This is a genomic window from Synechococcus sp. O70.1, assembly GCF_047462215.1.
Lineage (GTDB): Bacteria > Cyanobacteriota > Cyanobacteriia > Thermostichales > Thermostichaceae > Thermostichus.
The window spans coordinates 15,341-29,549 of the sequence record NZ_JANSIT010000016.1 but is presented as its reverse complement, the minus strand read 5'-3'; the positions used below and the strand labels follow the sequence as shown (position 1 = coordinate 29,549).

At 60.3% G+C, this 14,209-nt stretch carries 12 protein-coding genes; 3 read left to right on the top strand and 9 right to left on the bottom strand.

Features of this window, described 5'->3' with window-relative positions; genetic code table 11:
• The first annotated feature begins 111 nt into the window (after positions 1–111).
• Positions 112–1,725 (top strand): glycoside hydrolase family 57 protein, encoded by a 1,614-nt coding sequence (locus NW833_RS09375; RefSeq protein ID WP_414405974.1) that lies wholly within the window; start codon positions 112–114, stop codon positions 1,723–1,725.
• Between the two features lie 70 nt (positions 1,726–1,795).
• On the opposite strand, the gene ilvB is transcribed toward NW833_RS09375, so the two are convergent.
• Together ilvB and NW833_RS09365 are read right to left on the bottom strand one after the other, a co-directional pair.
• Complete coding sequence (gene ilvB / locus NW833_RS09370; protein WP_414393910.1) at positions 1,796–3,592, bottom strand: biosynthetic-type acetolactate synthase large subunit; 1,797 nt, start codon at positions 3,590–3,592, stop codon at positions 1,796–1,798.
• 243 nt (positions 3,593–3,835) lie between these two features.
• The gene (locus NW833_RS09365) at positions 3,836–4,252 is read right to left on the bottom strand and encodes a thioesterase family protein (RefSeq protein ID WP_414412299.1); all 417 of its coding nucleotides are present in this window, start codon (positions 4,250–4,252) and stop codon (positions 3,836–3,838) included.
• A gap of 120 nt (positions 4,253–4,372) precedes the next feature.
• Between NW833_RS09365 and NW833_RS09360 the strand changes: the two genes are divergently transcribed.
• Positions 4,373–6,556, top strand: coding sequence for a tetratricopeptide repeat protein (locus tag NW833_RS09360; protein WP_414412298.1), 2,184 nt, complete (start codon positions 4,373–4,375; stop codon positions 6,554–6,556).
• Here NW833_RS09360 and NW833_RS09355 read toward each other — a convergent pair.
• From NW833_RS09355 to NW833_RS09325, 7 genes are all read right to left on the bottom strand, one after another.
• Positions 6,509–7,381, bottom strand: coding sequence for a M56 family metallopeptidase (locus NW833_RS09355; RefSeq protein WP_414412297.1), 873 nt, complete (start codon positions 7,379–7,381; stop codon positions 6,509–6,511). The two genes, NW833_RS09360 and NW833_RS09355, sit on opposite strands and share 48 nt — an antisense overlap.
• Positions 7,378–7,812, bottom strand: coding sequence for a BlaI/MecI/CopY family transcriptional regulator (locus NW833_RS09350; protein ID WP_414393902.1), 435 nt, complete (start codon positions 7,810–7,812; stop codon positions 7,378–7,380). The genes NW833_RS09355 and NW833_RS09350 overlap by 4 nt, the downstream gene beginning before the upstream one ends.
• A 90-nt stretch (positions 7,813–7,902) precedes the next feature.
• Entirely contained in the window at positions 7,903–9,210 is a 1,308-nt protein-coding gene (serS, locus tag NW833_RS09345) for a serine--tRNA ligase (RefSeq protein WP_414393900.1), read from the bottom strand.
• A gap of 23 nt (positions 9,211–9,233) precedes the next feature.
• Positions 9,234–10,226: a ketol-acid reductoisomerase gene (gene ilvC / locus NW833_RS09340; protein WP_414412296.1), complete on the bottom strand. Its 993-nt coding sequence runs from the start codon at positions 10,224–10,226 to the stop codon at positions 9,234–9,236.
• Between the two features lie 70 nt (positions 10,227–10,296).
• On the bottom strand, positions 10,297–11,724 hold the full coding sequence (locus tag NW833_RS09335; RefSeq protein ID WP_414412295.1) for a glycosyltransferase family 2 protein: 1,428 nt from the start codon (positions 11,722–11,724) through the stop codon (positions 10,297–10,299).
• 51 nt (positions 11,725–11,775) lie between these two features.
• Entirely contained in the window at positions 11,776–11,910 is a 135-nt protein-coding gene (locus NW833_RS09330; protein WP_414412294.1) for a hypothetical protein, read from the bottom strand.
• The gene (locus NW833_RS09325; protein WP_414405981.1) at positions 11,907–12,368 is read right to left on the bottom strand and encodes a YlqD family protein; all 462 of its coding nucleotides are present in this window, start codon (positions 12,366–12,368) and stop codon (positions 11,907–11,909) included. The genes NW833_RS09330 and NW833_RS09325 overlap by 4 nt, the downstream gene beginning before the upstream one ends.
• Positions 12,369–12,643: 275 nt before the next feature.
• Here NW833_RS09325 and hemC point away from each other — a divergent pair, with 275 nt between their 5' ends.
• Positions 12,644–13,630 carry a hydroxymethylbilane synthase gene (gene hemC / locus NW833_RS09320; protein ID WP_414412293.1) on the top strand — a complete coding sequence of 329 codons (987 nt, stop codon included), beginning with the start codon at positions 12,644–12,646 and terminating at the stop codon, positions 13,628–13,630.
• Positions 13,631–14,209 lie beyond the last annotated feature (579 nt).

Genomic DNA, 14,209 nt, shown 5'->3' with positions numbered 1-14,209 from the left:
TCCCCAGCGATCCCCGCCCTTGACCGCAAGGGGGAAATGCTGGACGATAGGTAGCGATCCCGCTCTTTTTTATTGCCCAGGAAGGCGAGCTTACTCCGCTATCTTCTACCTATGAGTTTGGGTTATCTTGCCCTGGTACTCCACGCGCACCTGCCCTTTGTGCGCCACCCCGAGCAGGACTTTGTGCTGGAAGAGGAATGGCTCTACGAAGCCATTACCGAGACCTATGTCCCGCTGCTGCACATGTTTGAGGGGCTCCGGAGAGATGGCATTGACTTTCGCCTCACCATGTCCCTGACGCCACCTCTGGTGTCGATGCTGCGGGATCCCTTGCTGCAGGAGCGCTACGACCACTACCTCAGCAAGTTGGAAGAGCTAGCCCAACTGGAGTACGACAAGAATGCCCACAACGGCCACATTCGCTACCTGGCGGAGCACTACATCAAGCAATTTGCCATGGTGCGGGATCTCTGGGAGCGGTACGACCGGGATCTGGTGCAGGCCTTCAAGCAGTTTCAAGACAGCGGCAACCTGGAGATCATCACCTGTGCCGCTACCCATGCCTACCTGCCCCTGATGCAGATGTATCCCCAGGCGGTCTGGGCGCAGTTGATAGTAGCCTGCGAGCACTACAACGAGCACTTTGGCCAATGGCCGCGGGGGGTCTGGCTACCCGAATGCGCCTACTACCAGGGGTTGGAGCGGATGGTGGCCGATGCTGGGCTGCGCTACATGATTACCGACGCCCACGGCCTGCTATATGCCAAGCCACGGCCCCGCTACGGCATGTACGCCCCCATCTTTACCGAGACCGGCGTTGCCGTCTTCGGTCGCGACCACGAGTCTTCCCAGCAGGTGTGGTCGGCGGAGGTGGGCTACCCTGGGGATCCCGTCTATCGCGAGTTCTACAAAGACCTGGGGTACGAGGCTGACTACGAGTACATCAAGCCCTACATCATGCCCAATGGCCAGCGGAAGAACACCGGCATCAAGTACCACCGCATCACCGGGCGCAACCTGGATCTGGGGCAGAAGGAACTCTACGATCCCTACTGGGCGCGAGAGAAAGCAGCCGAACATGCAGGCAACTTCATGTTCAACCGCCAGCGGCAAATCGAGTACTTGTCCAGCGTCATGGGACGCCCGCCGTTGGTGGTGGCTCCCTACGATGCCGAGCTCTTCGGTCACTGGTGGTATGAGGGACCTTGGTTTTTGGATTTCCTCATCCGCAAGAGCTACTTCGACCAAAATACCTATCGCATGACCCACCTGGCGGAGTACCTGCGGGAGAACCCTACCCACCAGGTGTGCAAACCGGCTCAGTCTAGCTGGGGGGCGCGCGGCTTCCACGAGTACTGGCTCAACCCCACCAATGCCTGGATCTATCCCCACCTCCACAAGGCTACCGAGCGCATGATTGAGCTGAGCCGCCGTGAGCCTGCCGATGACCTGGAGTGGCGAGCCCTAAACCAGGCGGCGCGGGAGCTGATGCTAGCTCAATCCTCGGACTGGGCTTTTATCATGCGCACGGGGACGATGGTTCCCTACGCGGTACGGCGCACCAAGTCTCACCTACTGCGCTTCAACCACCTCTACGAGAAGATTCAAGCGGGTCAGTTTCGGCGGGAAAAAGTTACGCCCGAAGACGAGCAGTGGCTGGCCAAGGTGGAATATATGGACAACATCTTCCCCAATATCAACTACCGGGTTTACCGGCCCCTCTAGAGTGCCCAGAAGGGCTGGAGTTCCAACCACCCCCAGCTAAAGCCGGGGATCTCTGCAGGGATCCCTGGCTCTAGAGCTTGGCGCCGCACTCGGGGCAGAACTTATGCGAGCTGGGGTTCTTGGCGCCGCAGTTGGGGCAATAGATCAACTCGGCAGCCTGCTCCAGTTGTCGCTTTTCCGGCAGACCAATCATCTGGTAGTTGGCCTTGCCGGCAGGCACCATTGGGTAGCAGTTCTCATCCCGCTTGACCACAAAATCAGCCACTACTGGCCCCTCATGGCGCAGCATTTCCTGGATAGCGTCGTCCACTTGATCGGGGTGATCGACGCGCATGCCCTTGATACCAAAGGCTTCGGCCAGCTTGACAAAATCTGGCATGCCCGCCGCCATATCGGAGTGAGAATAGCGCTCGCCGTGGAAAGCCTGTTGCCACTGCCGCACCATGCCTTGCCAGCCGTTGTTGATAATGGCCACCTTAGTGGCAATGCCGTACTGGGCCACCGTGCCCAGCTCCTGCATATTCATCTGGAAGCTGGCATCGCCACTGATGCAGATGACTTCCTCGTGAGGCAGGGCCACCTTGACTCCTATGGCTGCTGGAAAGCCGTAGCCCATGGTGCCCAAGCCGGCGCTGGAGATCCAGCGGCGGGGTCCAGTGCGCAGAAACTGGGCCGCCCACATCTGGTGCTGACCCACATCAGTGGTGTAGTAGGCGTGGGGAGCATGGCGCCGAAACGCCTCAATGACCTGCTGCGGGGCGATCACGCCCTCATAAGAGGGCACCTGCAAGGGGTACTCCCGTTTCCAGCGCTCGATCCGCGCCAGCCAAGCTTGCGTTTGGCCAGGGGTGTAGGGCATTTTGCTTAGCTGCGCCAACAGCTCCACCAAAACGGTGCGCACATCTCCCACAATCGGCACGTCAGGGACGCGGTTTTTGCCCACCTCCGCTGGGTCGATATCGACGTGGATAACTTTGGCATGCTTGGCGAATTCGTCCAGCTTGCCGGTTACACGGTCGTCGAAGCGAGCTCCAAGGGCAATGAGCAGGTCGCACTCGGTAACAGCAAAGTTGGCGTAGGCCGTGCCATGCATGCCCAGCATCCCCACTGAGAGGGGATCATTCTCATCAAAGGCCCCCTTGCCCATGAGGGTGGTGGTTACCGGGATCTGGTAAGTGTGGGCCAGCTCCGCAATCTCAGCATGGGCTCCGGAGATGATGGCCCCGCCGCCCACGTAGAGCAAGGGTCGCTTGGCCTGCAGGATAAGTTTGGCTGCCGCGTGGATCTGGCGAGGGTTGCCCCGCACAGTGGGCCGGTAGCCGGGGATATTGACCTCACTGACCGGCTGGTAGTCGAACTCTTCCAGGCCCACATCTTTGGGGATGTCGATCAACACTGGACCGGGTCGCCCCGTGCTGGCGATGTGGAAGGCCTCGGCCACAATCCGGGCCATCTGCCGGGGGTCGCGCACCACGTAGGAGTGTTTGACAATGGGCAGGGTGATGCCAAAAATGTCAGTCTCCTGAAAGCCATCAGTACCAATCAAATGGCGGGGCACCTGGCCGGTAATGGCCACCAGAGGCACAGAGTCCATCATGGCGTTGGCGATGCCTGTCACCAAATTGGTTGCCCCCGGCCCCGAGGTGGCAAAGCACACCCCCACCTTGCCGGTAGCGCGGGCGTAGCCATCGGCAGCATGGGCAGCGGCCTGTTCGTGGCGGACTAGGAAATGCTTGAGTAGCCCTTGGGATTCGGCCTTGTACAGCTCGTCGTAAATGGGCAGGATCGCTCCTCCCGGATAGCCGAAAATGTGCTGCACCCCATGGCGATGTAAGCTATCCACCAGTGCGTAGGCCCCCGTTGCCACGATGTCCTCTCCCCCCTACCGAGCGTTCAACCTGGAGCGCCTGCATCAGAAGACTGGCCAGCTTTTTAATTCAATTCAACAGTCTAGCAGGGGTTTGCTCTGGGGCTCTGCTTGGGGGTGGATCTCTGTAAAGACAGCGTCTGCCGCGCTCTGGATAGAAGAAGGTAGCCGCTAGCCCCCTAGCTTGTTGGCGAGGTTGCCCCATGAAGCAAACTCCCGCAAAGCTGGCCAGCAGCTATCCCCCTAGGAGCTTGAGCACCGACTGGGATCCCCTGCCGTCAATCCATAGTGGGCTAGAAAACGGGGCAAATCAATCACCTGACAGGTATAGGATCCCTGCATCACCAGTCGCCCCTGCTGGGTGATCTCTGCCTGAAACTGAACGCGCCTTCCCTCCACAGCCACGACTTCAACCTCAACCTGCAAGGGATCCCCCACTACCGCCGCCGAGCGGTGTTCCAGGGCAAAGCGGATCCCGACGGCAGCTTCTTCTGCCTCGTAGAAGGGCTGCAAGGTGGTGTGGCCACATCGCTCGATCAGCGCCAACAGAGCCGGAGAGGCGATGACCTGCACACCGGGATTGCCCAGGGCCTCTGCCGTGTGCTCAGGGCCAGGGATCCCTTGCCAAGTGCCACGGGTGCCAAGGGGAACGGGTTTCACGGAAAAAGACGCAGCACAGAAGCGCTGGGAGGGGGAGCGCTGTCCTCGCGATATTTTACAGCCCCAAGCCACTGAGGCAGTAGCAAAGATAAGCTGGAAGGAGGCAGCAAGGGGGCGTTCATGTCCTCAGGACCCTACAAATTCGATCTCTTCCTGCGCTACCACCGCGCCCAGACCCGCTGGGTACGGCAACTGGCCGAGCGGCTGGACCAAGAGGGTTTCAAGGTCTGGTTCGATCGCTGGATGCTGCAACCCGGGGATAACCGCAAGCTGGAACTGCAACTGGCCATCGAGCAGTGCCGCTGGATTGGGGTGGTGGCCTCGCCGGAGTTTGTTGCCAATCCCTGGCCCCGAGATGAGCTCTACAGTGGCTTCTCCCACGCCCCGCCCCGGCAAAACCAGCGTCTCTTGACCCTGCTCCACACGCCCACTGAGCTGCCTCAGCCCCTGGCAGAAGCGCCGCTGGTGGATTTTAGCGGCTCTGAGGAAGACCCGGTGCTGTTTGAGTACCGGGCCCGCGAGCTGATGCACTTTTTGGACCCCAGCTTTCCCGCCCCTGGGGATCTCCAGCGATTTCGGCTGCACTACCGCCGCCGTGAGGAACCTCCTGAGGATGAGGAAGTGCGGGGGTTCCAAGCTTTTCTACGAGCCATTCAGCTAGCCATCCTGCGCATTGCCACCGGCGAACTGCCTTCCGCCACGCCAGAGGAAGGGGCACGCAAGATTGCCATTTTGCAATTTCTTCAGCGCCTGTTTCAGTGGAATAGCGCCGATATCCAGTTTGAGCGAGCGGAGGAATGGCGCAAGCGGGGCAACCTAACCGAGGCTCTAGCTGCCTACGACCGCGCCTTGAACATGGATCCCAACTTTGCCCTGGCCTGGAGTCGGCGCGGCGACGTGTTGGTGCAGTTAGGCCGCTACCGCGAGGCAATCGACAGCTACCACGGATCCCTGAGCATTAACCCCTATGACGAGGAGACGCGGCTGCGCTTGGCCCTAATTCTGGGGCGCCTGGGCCAGTACAAAGCGGCGGTGGTCAACTACGACAGGGTGCTGGAGAGCAACCCCGAAGATGCCTTGGCCTGGCACAATCGCGGCATTCGTCTGCTGCAACTCAAACGGCCAAAGCTGGCCCTCAACAGCTTGAACAAGGCGTTGCGACATAACCCCAAGCAACCCCGCAGCTGGTTGGCGCGTGGGATTGCCCTGCGACGGCTGCGGCGACCCAGTGCAGCGGCGGCCAGTTTTGCCCGGGTCTTGAAGCTCAATCCCAGGAGCGCGCGGGTCTGGCGCTACCAAGGGAATGCTCTGCTCCACTGCCAGCGGCTGCGCTCAGCCATTGAGTGTTACAAGCGCTCGCTGCGACTGCGCCGTCGGGATCCCGTGACGCTATACAACTTGGGCGTGGCCCTGTTGCGCCTGGGGCAGTACCGGTTAGCCAGCAAAGCCCTGGAACGCGCCCTGCGCTATGACCCTGACAACCCCAAAGGCTGGTATGCCCGCGGCGTGGCTTTCCAGAAATTGGGCTACCTCAAAGAGGCCTGCATCCACTTCGAGGAGGCCCTGAAGATCCAGCCAGAGAACTTTCCGGCCCGCTATGCCCTGGCGGCGGTTCTGCAAGCGTTGGGGCAGTACGAGGCTAGTTTGGAGCAGTTCCAACGCCTACTGCAGCAGCGTCCTGGCAGCGTAGCCTGCTGGTTTGGCCAGATCACAAGCCTGCGGCGCTTGGGTCGGCTGGAGGAGGCCCTTGCTGCCAGTCAGCAGAGAACCAGCCTCAATGAGCAGGATCCCTGGGGCTGGTTTGCCTTAGGGCTGGTCTATGGCGACCTGAAAGAGGCAGAAAAAGCGGTGGAGGCCTACTCGCGGGTTTTGCAGCTGACCCCCGAGGACGCAGTGGCCCTCAACAACCGCGCCTGGGAAGCCCTGAAGCTGGGGAAATTGGAGCTGGCTTTAGCCGACGCCCAACGGGCCACAGAACTGGAGCCCCAGCGGCCTGCCTTTTGGCATACCTTGGGGCTAGCCCAACTGCGGACTGGCCAGCAGGAAGCGGCCCAGGCTAGTTGGCAGCGCTGCCTAGAGCTAGACCCCCAGTTTCAGCCCGCCCAAGCGGCGCTGCAGGAGTTGGCTCTTGTCAATCCCGCCGCGAGCCCTGCCCCTGCGGCAATGCCAGGTTCAGCCTTGCCAGCGCTGGAGACCCTCAGCCCTCAAGAAGAACTGCCCACCCCTGTGCAGCAGCCACTAGGCAGACCTGGACTTTTAGGTGTGAAAGGGAATAGCGAGCAGGGGCAACAGCGCCAACCCTAGCCAACCCCAACTCTCCCGAGACGGCGAGAGCCCGGAGGCCTCAGGCCCTTTGGGCTGCAGCAAAGCCTCAATGCGCTCTTGCAGGCGCCCTCCTGGAGGGGGGTCCATTTCCAGGGCAAAGCCAACCCAGGCATTTGACGGCTGCTGTCCCCTCCCATAGCTCACCACCTGCAGCAGCGCCTCTCCCAGCACCAAGGGATCCACCCGCTGGGCTGCCCAGCAATCGGCTCGCAGTTCCCGCAGGGTCAGCAACTCCTGCCAGAGAAGCTCCGTATTCGGCAGCCAAGCGCTAAGGCGGCGCAGCCAGCCCACCGCCAACATCCACAGGGTATCGCGGTAGTGGCGATGGGCCTCTTCGTGGATCAGCACTGCCCGCAGGTGTTCTTCATCCAACTGCTGCAGCAGGCCGCGGCTAACTACCAGTTGCGAGTTCCACACGCCTACCTGAGCGGCAAAAGGGATCTCCAAGTCCAAAACGTAAGCCGAAAAGCCACACAAATTTACCTGCGCCAGGGCCTGCCGGTGGGCGCGTTGACAGGAGCACCAGTACTCCCCAATCCAGCGCAAGGCCAGGCCTGTGGCTGCCGCCAGTACCAACAGCGCACAGCCGTAGGAAAACCACCCTCCCGCTCCAGCCATTTGTCCCCGTGGCCCCATCCAGGCCAAAGCCAGGGCGGTTGTTAGCAAAAACAGGGGCGGCAGCAAGAAGTGGATCCAGGCCCACTGCCAGCGCTGCGCCCAGGAGCCCGCCCTATCTAGCCGCACTTGGGCTCGCCACAGCCAACTGAAGGCCAAGCCCAACAGCAACATGCCCAGGTGGCTCACTGGGGATCCCTCCTAGCCTGGCGGGCTGCTCGCAGCCGTTCGGCAATTGCCTGCAACTGGGAAACACTGGCCTGATCCAGGCTGTCGGCAAAGGCGGCCACGGTGTCTGGGTCGCTCACCGCCAAAAACTGCTGCAAGTGGGCAAAGGCTCTTAGGCTAGCAGCTTCCTGGCGAGAGAGACGGGGCCGCCACAGCATTGGCAAAGACCGCCCCTCGGCATCGGTGCGCCGCTCACAGCTTACCCAGCCCTTTTGGCTCAGGCGCCGCAAAACGGTAGTTACCGAGGCATAAGCCAGCTCCCGATCCGGGTCGGCCAGAATGCGCTCGTGGATTTGACGAGTGCTGGCACTGCCGAGATCCCAAAGGATTTCAAGGATCTCCGACTCCAGAGGGCCCAGTGACAGTTGCTTGGGACGATGCTTTGGCAACATGATCCCCTGCCTGAGAAGGGGCACTTAGTCCAGGCTAGCTTAAGCCTCGGCAGCGCCCTTCCTTCCTGAACAAGAAGTCTATAGAAAGGCTCAGGGAGCACTCTGGAGAGTGCCGTCTTCTGTTAGGAAGCGAGGGCTTAGAAAAGGACGCAGCGCCTGGGGAATGCGGATCGAGCCGTCTGGCTGCTGGTGATTTTCCAACAGAGCGGCTAGAGTCCGTCCCACCGCCAAACCGGAGCCATTGAGGGTGTGGACGAAGTGGGTACCCTTTTGCCCAGCCTCTTTGTAGCGCAGGTTGGCGCGGCGGGCTTGGAAATCCCAGCAGTTGGAGCAACTGGAGATCTCACGGTAGCGGTTTTGGGAGGGGAACCACACTTCCAGATCGAAGCAGCGGGCCGCCGAAAAACCGAGATCGCCGGTACACAGCTCCACCACCCGGTAGGGCAGCTCCAGCATCTGTAAGATGGCCTCAGCATCCTGCACGAGTTTTTCGTGCTCGGCCTCCGATTGCTGGGGATGGGTAATCTTGACCAGCTCCACCTTTTGAAACTGGTGTAGCCGGATTAGGCCCTTGGTGTCCCGGCCATAGCTGCCGGCTTCGCGGCGAAAGCAAGGCGTGTAGGCACAAAAATAAAGCGGCAGACGTTCGGCCGGGATCACCTCATCCCGGTACAGGTTCGTGAGGGGCACTTCTGCCGTCGGAATTAGCCAGAGGTCGTCCTCGGCACAGCGAAAGCTCTCTGAGGCAAACTTGGGCAGTTGCCCTGTCCCCTCTAAGGCGGCGCTGTTGACCAAAAAAGGAGGGATCACCTCGGTGTAGCCAGCGGCAATGTGGCGCTCCAGCATCATGGCAATCAAAGCCCGCTCCAGAGCTGCTCCTGCCCCTACCATGGCCACAAAGCGGCTCTGGGCTACCTTGACGGCACGGCCAACCTCCAAGAGGCCCAGCTTCTCGGCAATCTCGTCATGGGGAAGAACGGGGTGGTTAGGTTTTAGCGCATCCCCCCAGCGGCGCACCTCCACGTTTCCCGTCTCATCCTGGCCCACTGGCACGTTGGGTAAGGGCAGATTGGGCAGGGTGAGGAGAAGAGTCCGTATCTCCTCCTCCAGCTCCCGCTCCCGCTGCTCCAGCTGGGCAATCTCAGCCTTGAGATCTGCTCCTTGCTGCCGCAGGGCCGTCACTTCCGCTCCCTGGGGATCCGCCCCCTGCCGGATGAGCTCGCCCACTTTCTTGCCCAGGCTGTTGCTTTCGGCCTGCAGAGCAACGCGCCGGGTCTCCAACTGGCGCCGCTTGCCATCCAGCTCTAGGATCCTATCCAAATCGGCGACGGCCCCGCGCTTGTTCAGGGCTTGGCGTACTTCCTCTGGGCGATCCCGCAGCAGCTTTAGATCCAGCACAAGACCTGTCTAGCAAGAACTTCTTACTTTTTCAGCCAGCTAAACATGGCCCGCAGCTCCTTGCCCACTTTCTCAATGGGGTGCTCGGCCTCGCGGCGGCGCATCGCAGTCAACACCGGTTTACCTGCCTGGTTTTCTAGGACAAACTCGCGGGCAAACTGGCCACTTTGGATCTCAGCAAGGATGCGCTTCATCTCGGCACGGACTTGCTCCGTGATGAGGCGGGGGCCACGGGTGTAGTCGCCGTATTCTGCCGTGTTGGAGATGCTCTGGCGCATTTTCTCCAGCCCCCCCTCGACGATGAGATCCACAATTAACTTAACTTCGTGCAGGCACTCGAAGTAGGCCAGCTCCGGCTGATAGCCTGCTTCCACCAACGTCTCAAACCCCGCTTTGATCAGGGCCGTAAGGCCGCCGCAGAGCACCACTTGCTCGCCGAAGAGATCGGTCTCGGCCTCTTCCCGAAAGGTGGTCTCGAGGATGCCAGCTCGAGTGCCGCCAATTGCCTTGGCATAGGCCATGGCCCGCTCCCGCGCCATCCCAGAGGCATCCTGATAGACAGCAAAGAGACAGGGCACCCCCTGCCCCTCTAGGTAAGTGCGCCGCACCAGGTGACCAGGGCCTTTGGGAGCCACCATGATGACATCGATATCCGGGGGGGGTTGAATCTGGCCAAAGTGGATGTTGAAGCCGTGGGCAAATAGAAGCACCTTGCCCGGCCGCAGATGGGGGCGGATCTCGCTCTGGAAGACAGCCTTTTGGACTTCATCCGGCAAGAGGATCATCACCCAGTCAGCGGCAGCAGCGGCATCGGCCACGGTCTTGACGGTCAACCCCTCCTGCTCGGCTTTGGGCCAAGAGGGGCTGCCGGGGTAGAGGCCGACGAGGACGTTGACACCGCTGTCGCGCAGGTTGAGAGCGTGGGCGTGCCCCTGGCTGCCGTAGCCAATGATGGCCACCGTCTGGCCGTTTAGGAACTCTAGGTTGGCGTCGGTATCGTAGTAGAGGCGAGCCATACTTAGGCTGGGTAGGGAGTAGCTGCGTTTGAACTAGGATACCAGGATGGCAGGGAAAAACAGAGCAGGTTCAGTGGCCATAGTGAACGGTCTTCACCCACCTCAGCCGTTTGGGTTGCACACACATCCGAGCCGTGGTGACAATCATAACCGGCAGCCAGTGGAGCATGTAGAGCAACCCCAGGACCGTACGCCACCACAGTTGCCGCCCGCGTAGCCCCTCCACCTGGCGTAGGCCGCGATAGAAGGCCAGGGTCAAGGATCCCATAACTAGAGCGTTCAGGGGAAGCAGCACCGAGGAGTGGCCCGTCAACAGCACCCAGAGGGTATCGGGAACCCAAGCCATGGGCAGCAGATACTGGGAGATAAAGAAAGCCCAGAGATCAACGGTCTTGGCCATGCCTAGGCGACCGCTGAGGATCCCTGGCCAATAGTCAAGGTAACGCTGGTAACCCCCTTCTGCCCAACGACAGCGCTGGTACCAAAGGCTTTTCCAAGAGGTAACCCCCTCTTCGACAATAGCGGGCTCGGTGAGGAAGGCAATATCCACCCCTGCTAGGTGGAGCTTCAAGGTGAGGTCCAGGTCGTCGGTGAGGGTGCTTTCGTTCCAGCCGCCGCACTTTTCCAGAACATCCCGCCGTACCAATTGGCCGTTGCCCCGCAGTTCGCCAATACCCCCGATGAGTACCCGCTGCTGTTGCAAGTAGGCATCGGAGGCCATCTCTGCCACCTGGCCCAGCGTCCAGAAGTTGACGTCGGGGTTGCTCAGGGCTTTGCGCACCTGTACAGCACCTACTGCCCGCCGACCGGGACGAGGAGGCTGAGCAAATAAAGGCAGGGTGCGAACCAGTAGATCCGAGGGCACAATGGCGTCGGCATCACAGACAAGGATGATCTCTCCCTGGGTTAGGGGAAGGACCTCGTTGAGGGCGCCAGACTTGCCGCCCCCTCGCCCTGGGGGCCGCCGGTAAACTCGGAGGTGCGGCAGCCATTTTTGGGCCTCCTGCAGGATGTCTGGGGTGGCATCGCTGCTGGCGTCATCAATGGCCCAGAGCTCTAGATGGCTGCGAGGGTAGTCCAGCTGGCTAAGGCTGTGCAGCAGCCGCGGTAGCACAGCGCTCTCGTTTTTGGCCGGGATCAGCACCGTTACCCGCGGCAGAGGTGGCTCCTGCAAGGCCAAAGCCTCTGAGGGAAGGTTGGGAGATCCCTTGTCAACCTCGTCTCTAGCTGGGGTTTCCAGGGGGTGAAGCCGTAAGGGAGGCGGCGGGTCTGCCGGCTGCAGGCGAAACAGGCGGTTGACGTGGATAACCATGAAGGTAGCTAGGCCAACAGTAAGCCAACGGGCCACGGCTACCTGATGCATCAGGCTCACTACCCCCCACACCATCGCTAAAACTAGCAGAGCTTTAAGCCGGCGGCGCTGGGCTGAGGTGAGCAACCACTCGGGGAGATCCAGATCCTCTAGGGGAACCGCCTCTGACCAGACAAACTCAGACATGGGGAGTATCTTGTCGAACAGCTTTGCCCAAATCAACCGGCTTGCCTAGGCCTAGGCCTGGCGGCTGTTCAGAGGTCGTTGATCATTAGTCACCACCGGGTTGCCACCGAGTTGGGTTGAAAACCTAAGCTCCTGGGCTGCCACCCCTGCAGCAAGGGATCCCTCCTGCCCCAATGGGGAGCTCATGGGTTGCCGCGAATTTCCTTGATGACCCCATCTTCAAGCAGGATCTCCACCTGCATTTTCTGAATCAGATTGTCTCCCTTTTGCACGTAGAAGAAGCTCTCCACGCTGCCCTGCAGCACCTCCTGGTTCAGTTCCAGGTCGCTCAGTTGGTTGAGCTGCTGGAGCAACTGGTTTTTCTGATCCAGGAGCCTAATCTTTTGCTCGTTCACGCGGCTTTTCACTGCTTCCACCTGCTGGAGCACCTGAGGGCTATTGGGGTTAGGGCTTTGCTTTTCGATTTCGGCAATGGCCCGCTTACCCTGAAACTCCAGTTGCTGTATCTGAGCATCGGTGGCTTCAATCTGCCGCTCCAATTGCTCCCGCATTTCTTTCTTCCAGAGGGGGGTGACCACCACCTTAACAGGGATGGTGCGCTTGAGCAGTAACTGAGTGCCGTTGCCGACGTTGTTTTCTTCCATAAGACCGATACCGGGCAGACAATCGAGCAAACTGGGGCTGTAGAAATCTCCCCTCAAAACCCTGGACTTGGGGAAGGAAAGCTCAGCAGACTCAATCCTCTCCTGCTGAGCCGAAGGAAAACTCACCTACTCTATCCTACTGGCTGGGATCCCTGCGGTAAAGTCTGGGCTGGGGCGAAATGGCAGCTTTAGTTAAGGATCTTGAAGGTCGCTGCCCTGCGGCGGCGCGAAGTCAGTTAGCGTGAAAGACGGTGTTCTCGGATTTTGCAGCAGCCATGAGCGAACTGGCCTCAACTCCCTGGCAACCCTCGGCAGGGGCTGCCCAGCCAGTGCGGATCGCCTCCCGCAAAAGCGAGCTGGCTTTGGCCCAGACCTACTGGGTAATGGGACAGTTGCAGGCCCACCATCCAGGATTGCCGCTGGAGCTGCACACGCTTTCCACCCAGGGAGACATCATCCTAGATGTGGCGCTAGCCAAAATTGGAGACAAGGGCTTGTTTACCAAGGAGTTGGAGGTCAGTCTGCTCAACGGCAGCAGCGATCTGGCAGTGCACAGCCTCAAGGATTTGCCCACCCGTTTGCCGGAAGGCCTGGTACTAGGAGCGATTACGCAGAGGGAGGATCCTTTGGACGCGCTGGTGCTGCGGGAGGAGCTGCGTGGCTACCAACTGGCCACCCTGCCCGAAGGGACGGTGATTGGCACTTCGTCGCTACGGCGACTGGCCCAACTGCGCCACGCCTTTCCCCACTTGCAGTTTAAGGACGTGCGGGGCAACCTTAACACGCGCCTGGCCAAGCTGGATCGGGGGGAGTACGACGGCCTGATTTTGGCGGTGGCCGGCCTAAAGCGGCTGGGCAAAACCGACCGGATCCACGAGGTGCTGGATCCCAGCGTGTTCTTGTACGCGGTTGGCCAGGGATCCCTGGGGCTCGAGTGCCGGCAGGGGGACGAGCGGATTCTGGAGCTCATCCGACCCTTGGCTGATGCGGAGGCGACAGCCCGCTGTTTGGCCGAGCGAGCTTTCCTGCGGGCTTTGGAAGGAGGGTGTCAAGTGCCCATCGGCGTCCACAGCCAAGTTCGAGGGGAAGAGCTGCACCTGACCGGCATGGTGGCCGACCTAGAGGGGCGACGGCTCATCCGCGATACCCAGACGGGATCCACCGCCGATCCGGAAGCGGTTGGGGTGGCCCTGGCGGAGAAGCTGAAGCAGCAGGGAGCCGACGAGATCTTGCAGGAGATCTTTGCCCGGGCTCGCTGCTAAATTCTCTTGGCTAGCTCTCGGGAAACTGGCCAAGGGAAAGAAAAACGGCAGGGAGAGTTTTAGATCCCCCCCTCTGCCGTTACTGCTGCCAAGGACTTGCCTCAGATAGGGAACTCACATTCACAGCAGCAGTAGTTGAGCTCCACCTTAGCTTCCAAGACAGCCGTGTCGTCTTGAACCACCAACGTAACCGTGTTGTTGGCAACTTCAGCGGGCGAGAGCGTTAGGGTTTTGGTAAAAGTCTGACCTGTCGAACTAACAGGTGAAGCGTATAGGAACCCCGATTGAGTTAGAGTGCCGCCGTTATACACGTAGTACTTGTCGTTGCCCGCATCCGGAGAACTGTTGCTGCTAGCCGGCAAATTGTTGCGGTAGGCAAACGTCAGAGTACCTCCCAGCCGGCAGCCTGCTTTACAAGGAGGATTCCACTGAAAAGTGTGAGCAAAGACTTTATTTGGGTTTGGTTCTGACCAGTTGGTAGTTCCATAAGGACCCTGGAGCTTGTTCCAAATGGTGGCTGGAATCTCTGGCTGCAAAGGAACAGCGGGGCTGGGTGGCGGAGCCTGCAGCCTCACCGAC

Coding starts and splice junctions, on each gene's coding strand:
- NW833_RS09375 (WP_414405974.1), top strand. CDS start 112: ATGAGTTTGGGTTATCTTGCCCTGGTACTCCACGCGCACCTGCCCTTT.
- NW833_RS09360 (WP_414412298.1), top strand. CDS start 4,373: ATGTCCTCAGGACCCTACAAATTCGATCTCTTCCTGCGCTACCACCGC.
- NW833_RS09350 (WP_414393902.1), bottom strand. CDS start 7,812: ATGTTGCCAAAGCATCGTCCCAAGCAACTGTCACTGGGCCCTCTGGAG.
- ilvC (WP_414412296.1), bottom strand. CDS start 10,226: ATGGCTCGCCTCTACTACGATACCGACGCCAACCTAGAGTTCCTAAAC.
- NW833_RS09335 (WP_414412295.1), bottom strand. CDS start 11,724: ATGTCTGAGTTTGTCTGGTCAGAGGCGGTTCCCCTAGAGGATCTGGAT.
- NW833_RS09330 (WP_414412294.1), bottom strand. CDS start 11,910: ATGAGCTCCCCATTGGGGCAGGAGGGATCCCTTGCTGCAGGGGTGGCA.
- NW833_RS09325 (WP_414405981.1), bottom strand. CDS start 12,368: ATGGAAGAAAACAACGTCGGCAACGGCACTCAGTTACTGCTCAAGCGC.
- hemC (WP_414412293.1), top strand. CDS start 12,644: ATGAGCGAACTGGCCTCAACTCCCTGGCAACCCTCGGCAGGGGCTGCC.